General features: G+C 70.6%; 5 protein-coding genes. 4 read left to right on the forward strand and 1 reads right to left on the reverse strand.

The genetic code is table 11. The features are described from left to right. Positions 1–10 precede the first annotated feature (10 nt). On the forward strand, positions 11–2,068 hold the full coding sequence (locus tag AB0J93_RS26680) for an alpha-glucuronidase (protein WP_363925068.1): 2,058 nt from the start codon (positions 11–13) through the stop codon (positions 2,066–2,068). A 62-nt stretch (positions 2,069–2,130) separates the two neighbouring features. Here the strand turns inward: AB0J93_RS26680 and AB0J93_RS26685 are convergent, their stop codons facing one another. Further along, positions 2,131–2,781 carry a methyltransferase domain-containing protein gene (locus AB0J93_RS26685; RefSeq protein WP_363925069.1) on the reverse strand — a complete coding sequence of 217 codons (651 nt, stop codon included), beginning with the start codon at positions 2,779–2,781 and terminating at the stop codon, positions 2,131–2,133. A gap of 141 nt (positions 2,782–2,922) precedes the next feature. On the opposite strand from AB0J93_RS26685, the gene AB0J93_RS26690 reads away from it, so the two are divergent. From AB0J93_RS26690 to fxsT, 3 genes are all read left to right on the forward strand, one after another. Beyond that, entirely contained in the window at positions 2,923–3,807 is an 885-nt protein-coding gene (locus AB0J93_RS26690; RefSeq protein ID WP_363925075.1) for an AraC family transcriptional regulator, read from the forward strand. A gap of 72 nt (positions 3,808–3,879) precedes the next feature. Next, positions 3,880–4,470, forward strand: coding sequence for a TIGR03086 family metal-binding protein (locus AB0J93_RS26695; RefSeq protein ID WP_363925070.1), 591 nt, complete (start codon positions 3,880–3,882; stop codon positions 4,468–4,470). A gap of 231 nt (positions 4,471–4,701) precedes the next feature. Further along, positions 4,702–6,990, forward strand: coding sequence for an FxSxx-COOH system tetratricopeptide repeat protein (gene fxsT, locus AB0J93_RS26700; protein ID WP_363925071.1), 2,289 nt, complete (start codon positions 4,702–4,704; stop codon positions 6,988–6,990). Positions 6,991–7,066 lie beyond the last annotated feature (76 nt).

Raw genomic sequence — 7,066 nt, forward strand, 5'->3', positions numbered from 1 at the left:
GATCTGCGCAATGACCGGCCCTGCCCCGACCGACGTCCACCCCGCCTGGTTGCCGCCTGAGGTGTTCCGCGCCGTCGGCTCCCGGCACTGTCTCGTACTCGGCGCCGGAGGGCTCGTCGACACGGTCGTCGCCGAGGTCGAGCGGGCCTGCGCCGAGCACGGCGGCAGCGTCCGGCGGGAGGTGGCGGGGCCACCGCCGAGCCTGGTGCTCGCCCTGGTCCCGGCCGTCGGCGACGGCGGCCCCGCCGAACTCGACGCCGCCCTGGCCGAGCTGGAAACGGCAGGCGGTGGGCCGCTCGGCGCGGAAGGCTACGCCCTGGCCCGCCACGGCGAGGTCACGGTGCTCCTCGCCGACCAGCCGGCCGGGCTGCTCTACGGGCTGTTCCACCTGACCCGCCTCGGCGAATCGGCATTCGGCGCACCGTACGCGGCGCAGCCGCACCGTCCCGCGATGCGCCGCCGCATGCTCGACCACTGGGACAACGTCGACGTGCACCCGGTGATGGGGCAGGTCGAACGCGGCTACGCCGGCGGGTCGATCTTCTGGCAGGCCGGCCACCCCCGGCGGGACCGCGGCCGGGTCCGGGCGTACGCGCGCCTGCTCGCCGCCTGTGGCATCAACGCGGTGACGGTGAACAACGTCAACGTCCACGCCACCGAGGCACGGCTGCTCACCGAGCGGCTCGACGACGTCGCCGAACTCGCCGACGAGTTTCGCCCGTACGGCATCCGGGTGCACCTGTCGGTCACCTTCGCCGCGCCGGTCGTGCTCGCCGGCCTGTCCACCGCGGATCCCCTCGACGACGCGGTGCGGGCCTGGTGGGCCGAGACCACCCGGGCGGTGTACGCCCGCATCCCCGACTTCGGTGGCTACGTCGTCAAGGCCGACTCGGAGGGACAACCGGGCCCGTTCAGCTACGGCCGCGACCACGCCGACGGAGCGAACCTGCTCGCCGAGGCATTGGCCCCCCACGGAGGCGTGGTGCACTGGCGGGCCTTCGTCTACAACCACCGGCAGGACTGGCGTGACCGCTCCACCGACCGGGCCCGGGCCGCGTTCGACCACTTCGCCCCGCTCGACGGCCGCTTCCGGGACAACGTCATCGTGCAGGTCAAGCATGGCCCGATGGATTTCCAAACCCGGGAACCGGTCTCTCCGGTGATCACGGCGATGCCCGGCACCCGGATGGCGGTGGAGTTCCAGGTGACCCAGGAGTACACCGGCCAGCAGCGGCACGTGTGTTACCTGGCTCCCTGGTGGAGCGAGGTGCTGCGGTTCGGCTGGAGCGATGACGGACATACCGTCGCCGGCGTGGCCGCCGACGGCGGCGGCCTGGTCGCCGTCTCCAATGTGGGCGACGATCCGTTCTGGACCGGGCATCCGCTGGCCCAGGCCAACCTGTACGCCTTCGGCCGGCTGGCCTGGGATCCGCAGCTGCGACCGGCGGAACTGCTCGACGAGTGGATCGAGCTGACCTTCCACCCGGACACCAGCGCCGACCCGGACCTGCTCCGCCGCACCCTGCACGAGATCATGGACGATTCGTGGCGCACCTACGAGCGCTACACCGCCCCGCTGGGCGTGGGATTCATGGTGCGACCGGGACTCCACTACGGCCCCGACGTCGACGGATACGAGTACAGCCGGTGGGGCACGTACCATTTCGCCGACCGCGACGGCGTGGGCGTGGACCGCACCCGGGCCACTGGCACCGGCTTCACCGGCCAGTACCCGCGGCCGTGGTCCCGGGTGTATGAATCCCCGGACACCTGCCCCGACGAGGTGCTGCTCTTCTTCCACCACGTGCCGTACGAGCATGTGCTGCACAGCGGTCGCACCGTCATCCAGCACATCTACGACACCCACTTCGACGGGGTGGCCGAGGTGGAGGCGGCCTGCCTGCGGTGGAAGTCGCTGGTCGGCCTGGTGGACGCGGCGGTGCACGCCCGGGTGACCGAGCGGCTCGACGAGCAGCTGCGCTGCGCGCGGGAGTGGCGCGACCAGATCAACGCCTACTTCCACCGCAAGTCCGGGGTGCCCGACGCGCACGGCCGGCCCCTGCACTGAGCTGGGCGTCGGCGACGCCGAGCTGCGGCGACGGGGCTCGTCGACGGCCGGTGTCGTCCGCCTCAGGCCGCCTCGGCGCGGTAGAAGGCGAAGCGGCCGAACCACGCCTTACCCCCGCCGTTGCTCGCGACGCCGGTCAGGCCGGCGTCGCCCAGCGCGGCCAGCACCCGCTCGGGGAGACTGGCGGCCACCCGGGCGTTGCGGTGAGCCATCCCGCCACCCCGCCCGGACGGTGTGCCGTCGATGTCGAGCAGGTGCAGTTCACCGCCGCGCCGCAGCACCCGCCTGACCTCTCGCAGCGCCCTGATCCGCTCGTCGTCGTCCAGGTGGTGCAGCATGAACGCGGACAGCACCCGGTCGACGCTGTCGTCTGGCAGCGGCAGCGCGCCGGCGAACGCCTGCTCGTACCGGATCGGCAGTCCGCTCCGGGCCGCCTTACGGCGGGCGCGGCGCAGCGCGGCCGGGTCGGGGTCGATGCCCAGCGCGTCGGTGTCCCGGAGGCGACGCCCGAGCGCGGTCAGGAGGTTGCCGGTACCACAGCCGATCTCCAGGATCCGCTGGCCGGGCCGGAGGTTCGCCCGGTCCATCAGCTGCCCGTGGATACGCCCGACACCGGCGAGGCGGGAGAACGGATCGTAGAGCGGGAGCAGCCAGTGCTTACCCATGCCGGGCAGGTACTGCTGTGCGTCCGTGGGGTGGGGCTGTCCGGTCATGTGACGCTCCGATATCAGATGAAGTTCGGTCGTACTCTCAGCGTCATGGCGCACGACACCGTGGACAATGGCGCAACTGTGGACCGGATGCGACGAAGTTCGGTTCCAGCGTCCCGCGCCGTCGGGGTGACCGGGCAGGGCGTGCCGGTCATCGGGTTCGGTCGGGTGCCCGGCCTCGCCCCCGTCGCCGTGGCCCGTGTCCCACAGGGCACGCCGATCCTGGACCCGGTCGCCGGCGGTGCCCACGCCCACGACTTCCTGGTGCTCTTCTACGCGCATCGGGCCGATGGCAGGCTGGTGATCGACAGCCGCAGGTGGACGGTGACCGACGGGGACCTGTTCGTCATCGCGCCAGGGCAGGTCGTTTCTCTCCTCGACCCGATCGAGACGACGGTCACCGACGGGTGGGTGGTGTGGTTCCCGACCGACGTGGTGCGGCCCGGAAGGTCGGGGGCCTACTCGTCGTGGCGGTCGCACCCGTTGCTGCTCCCGTTCGCCCACGGCATCCACCGGGCACAGCGGCTGCGCATCCCACCGTCCGACCGGGCGGGCTGGGTCGAGCGCTTCGCCGCACTGGACACCGAGCTGCGCGCCCGGCGCGACGGGCACCAGGAGGCCGCCCTCGCCCACCTGACCCTGCTGCTGGTGGCCGCGGCCCGGTTGCCGACCGGCGTCGCCGACCAGCTGCGATCGGCGGAGGAGCCGATGCTCGCGGCCGTCTTCGACGTCATCGAGCGGCGCTACCAGGAACCCATCTCGCTGGCCGATGTCGCCGTCGAAATGGCGCTCACCGCCGGGCATCTCACCACCGTGGTACGCCGCAAGACCGGCCGGACCGTCCAGCAGTGGATCGCGCAGCGCCGTATGCAACAGGCCCGCCTGCTGCTCACCGACACCGACCTGACCGTGGCGACGATCAGCCGCCGGACCGGCTACCTCGACGTCAGCTACTTCATCAAACGCTTCCGCGCGGAACACGGGGTGACCCCGACCCAGTGGCGCGACGCCACCCCCGGCACGCCGTGACCGACCGTCGTCACGGATTGTCTGTCGGTCCCGGCGCGTAGCGTGCGGAACGTTCGCGACGAAGGAGCAGAGATGATCCACAGTAACGGCAGCCCGGATTTCGAGCCCGCAGCCCGCGCGCTGAAGGCGCTGCTGCCCGGGGTGACCGATGACCGGCTCGCCGCGCCCACTCCGTGCCAGAGCTGGGCGGTCGGCGAGCTGCTCGACCACCTCATGGGGCTGACGCTCGCGTTCCGGACGGCGGCCGAGAAGGGACCGGATCCCGCGCCGAACGGTCCGGGTGACCCCTCCGCCGACAGGCTCGACCCCCAGTGGCGCAGCCGGCTACCGGTGCAGCTCGACGAGTTGGTTGCCGCGTGGCGCGGTTCGGCCGCCTGGACGGGCGAGACCGCGGTCGGCGGGGTGATGCTGCCGGCCGAGATCATGGGCGTCGTCGCGCTGAACGAACTGGTCGTTCACGGATGGGATCTCGCCAGCGCGACCGGGCAGCCGTACGACATTGACGACCAGACCCTCGACACGGTCCATCGCCTGGTGTCCCAACAGGCCAGCAGCGACGGCACTCCCGGCCTGTTCGGCCCGTCGATCACCCAACCCGCCGACGCTCCGCTGCTCGACCGGGTTCTCGGGCTCACCGGCCGCAGCCGTGAATGGACGCCCTGACGATCGGTGACCGGCAGCAACTTGAGGCATAGGAAGCCCGAGCCTCAGGTTACGCCGACTGTCCGCAGTGAGGGGCGACGAGCGGCGTAGATCCGTCCGGCGATGCCCGGTGGTGTCGGATATCTGATGGCGTTCACGTGTTGATCCGTCAGATATCGATCGCGAGGATGGTCACCTGATTCGAGACGGCGGTCGCGTCCGTTTTATTAATTCTGACTGGTCTGGCCGGGTATGGGGTCTGATTTCTTCATCAGCTATACGGGTGCGGATTCCGCGTGGGCCGAATGGGTCGCGGTCGAGTTGGAGGCGGCGGGCTACTCCACTGTGCTCCAGGCGTGGGACTTCACTCCGGGCACGGACTTCCTGCACAAGATGCAGGAGGCGACCACCTCTGCGCGGCGGACCGTGGCGGTGTTGTCGCCGGACTACCTCGGCTCCGCGTTCGGCGAGGCGGAGTGGCGGGCGTCGTTCGCCAAGGACCCCAGCGGTGAGCTGGGGCTTCTGGTGCCGGTACGGGTACGCGATTGTCGGCCGCCCGGGTTGCTGGCGACCCGGGTGTGGGTGGACCTGGTCGGCACCCACGAGGCGCAGGCCCGCGAGCGACTGTTGACCGGGGTGAACCGGAACCGCCCGCGACCGACGTCGGCGGTTTTCCCGGGCGAACAGTCTGCCCCGGCTGCACTGCCGGCCAGATCTCCGCGGCCGTTTCCCGGACCGCCCGACGCTACGCCGGCGGTAGTGTCGAACCTCCCGCCCGCGAATCCGGGCTTTGTCGGCCGGGGAACCCAGCTGACCCAGATTCAGCAGGGACTGGAACGGCGAGGGCGGGTGGCGCTCTGTTCACGTGACCGAATGGCCGGTATCGGCAAGACGCAGCTCGCGTTGGAGTTCGCCAACCGCCACGGCGACGCCTACGAGGTGGTCTGGCTGGTGCCCGCCGAGCAGGCCGATCTGGTCGGCGGGCAATTGGCTCAGGCGGCAGCGAAGGCAGGGCTGGTCGCCTCCGACGTGACCACCCCCGCGGCGGTGCAGGCGATACACACCGCCTTGGAGGGGGGCCGACGATGGTTACTGATCTTCGACAACGTCGACGACCGGCAGCAGGTGGTGAGGTGGCTACCACCACGCGGCGGACACGTGATCATCACGTCCCGCAATCCCGGATGGCACGAGGATGCTGTCCCGGTCGAGGTCGGCCTGTTCGACCAGAACGAATCCGCCGACCTGCTGCGGCGGCGGGTCCCCGCCCTCGGCGAATCGGACGCTGGCCGCTTGGCAGAGGCACTTGGGCACCTGCCGCTGGCCGTGGCCCAGGCCGCGAGCGTGATCGCCGAGACCGGCATGTCCGCCCGGGAGTATCTTGACCTGCTCGACAAACACTCCACCGTGATCCTCGACCAAGGCCGCCCGGCGACCTACCCGGTGTCGCTGGCTGCCGCCGTCAACCTGGCTGTCGACCGTCTCGAACAGCACGAACCCGCTGCGGCACACCTGGTGACGCTGCGCGCGACGATGGCACCGGAACCTGTCCCGCTGACCGTGTTCACCCAGTCCCTCAACAGACTTGCCCCACCGCTGCGCGAACTCGATCCGGTCGGCTTCTACCAAGTCGTGTCCACTCTCACGGCGCATGGGTTGGCCGGTGCCAGCGCCGACGGGCTGCACATGCACCGGCTCACCCAGGCGGTGGTCCGCCACCGCGCACACGGCACGATCGGCGAAGCGCGGACCTACGCCAGCGTGTCGCTGGCCGCGGCCACGCCCACCGACACCGACGACCCCGCCTTCTGGCCACAATGGGCAGCCCTGGCACCACACCTCATCGCCGCCGACCCCGCAACCAGCACACACCCGCCGCTACGGGAGGCCGCCTGCCGGCTCGTGCTGTACCTGCTCCGCCGCGGGGAGTTACACACTGCACACGCCCTCGTCCGGGACCTGTATCAGTCCTGGCAACGCCTCCTCAGCCCAGACCACCCGCACACCCTCAAGGCAGCCACCGAATACGCCCACGCCCGGTACGCCCTCGGCGCGATCCGCGAAGCGCACGACATCATCACCGACACCCTGCCCCGCTACCGCCGTGTCCTCGGCGAAGACCACCCCGACACCCTGCGCTCCGCCCACGACCTCGCCACCACCCTGCACTCGCTCGGTGACTACACCGAGGCCCGGGCCCTGTCGGAGGACACCCTCATCCGCTACCGTCGGGTGTGCGGCGATGATCACCTCGACACTCTGCGCGCCGCCCATGGCCTCGCCACCACCATGCACTCGCTCGCTGACCACACTCAGGACCGGGCCCTGTCCGAGGACACCTTGGCGCGCTGTCGCCGGGTGCTCGGTGACGACCACCCCCAAACCTTGCGCTCCGCCCAGGGTCTCGCCACAACCCTGCATACGCTCGGTGATCACAACGGGGCCCGTGCCCTGTCCGAGGACACCTTGGCACGCTGTCGCCGGGTGCTCGGTGACGACCACCCTCAAACTCTGCGCTCCGCCTATAGAGCCTGTTTCTGATCTATGTGGCTGGGCTCGTGGTACGGGTACGAGCGTGGCGGCGGGTCATCTGGAGGATCGCGGCCCAGTAGATGAT

It is taken from the genome of Micromonospora sp. NPDC049374, from assembly GCF_040677165.1.
In the GTDB taxonomy this organism is placed as follows: Bacteria; Actinomycetota; Actinomycetes; order Mycobacteriales; family Micromonosporaceae; genus Micromonospora.

Excerpts from the sequence above, each read along its gene's own strand:
- AB0J93_RS26680 (WP_363925068.1), top strand. The coding sequence starts at position 11 with ATGACCGGCCCTGCCCCGACCGACGTCCACCCCGCCTGGTTGCCGCCT.
- AB0J93_RS26685 (WP_363925069.1), bottom strand. The coding sequence starts at position 2,781 with ATGACCGGACAGCCCCACCCCACGGACGCACAGCAGTACCTGCCCGGC.
- AB0J93_RS26695 (WP_363925070.1), top strand. The coding sequence starts at position 3,880 with ATGATCCACAGTAACGGCAGCCCGGATTTCGAGCCCGCAGCCCGCGCG.
- fxsT (WP_363925071.1), top strand. The coding sequence starts at position 4,702 with ATGGGGTCTGATTTCTTCATCAGCTATACGGGTGCGGATTCCGCGTGG.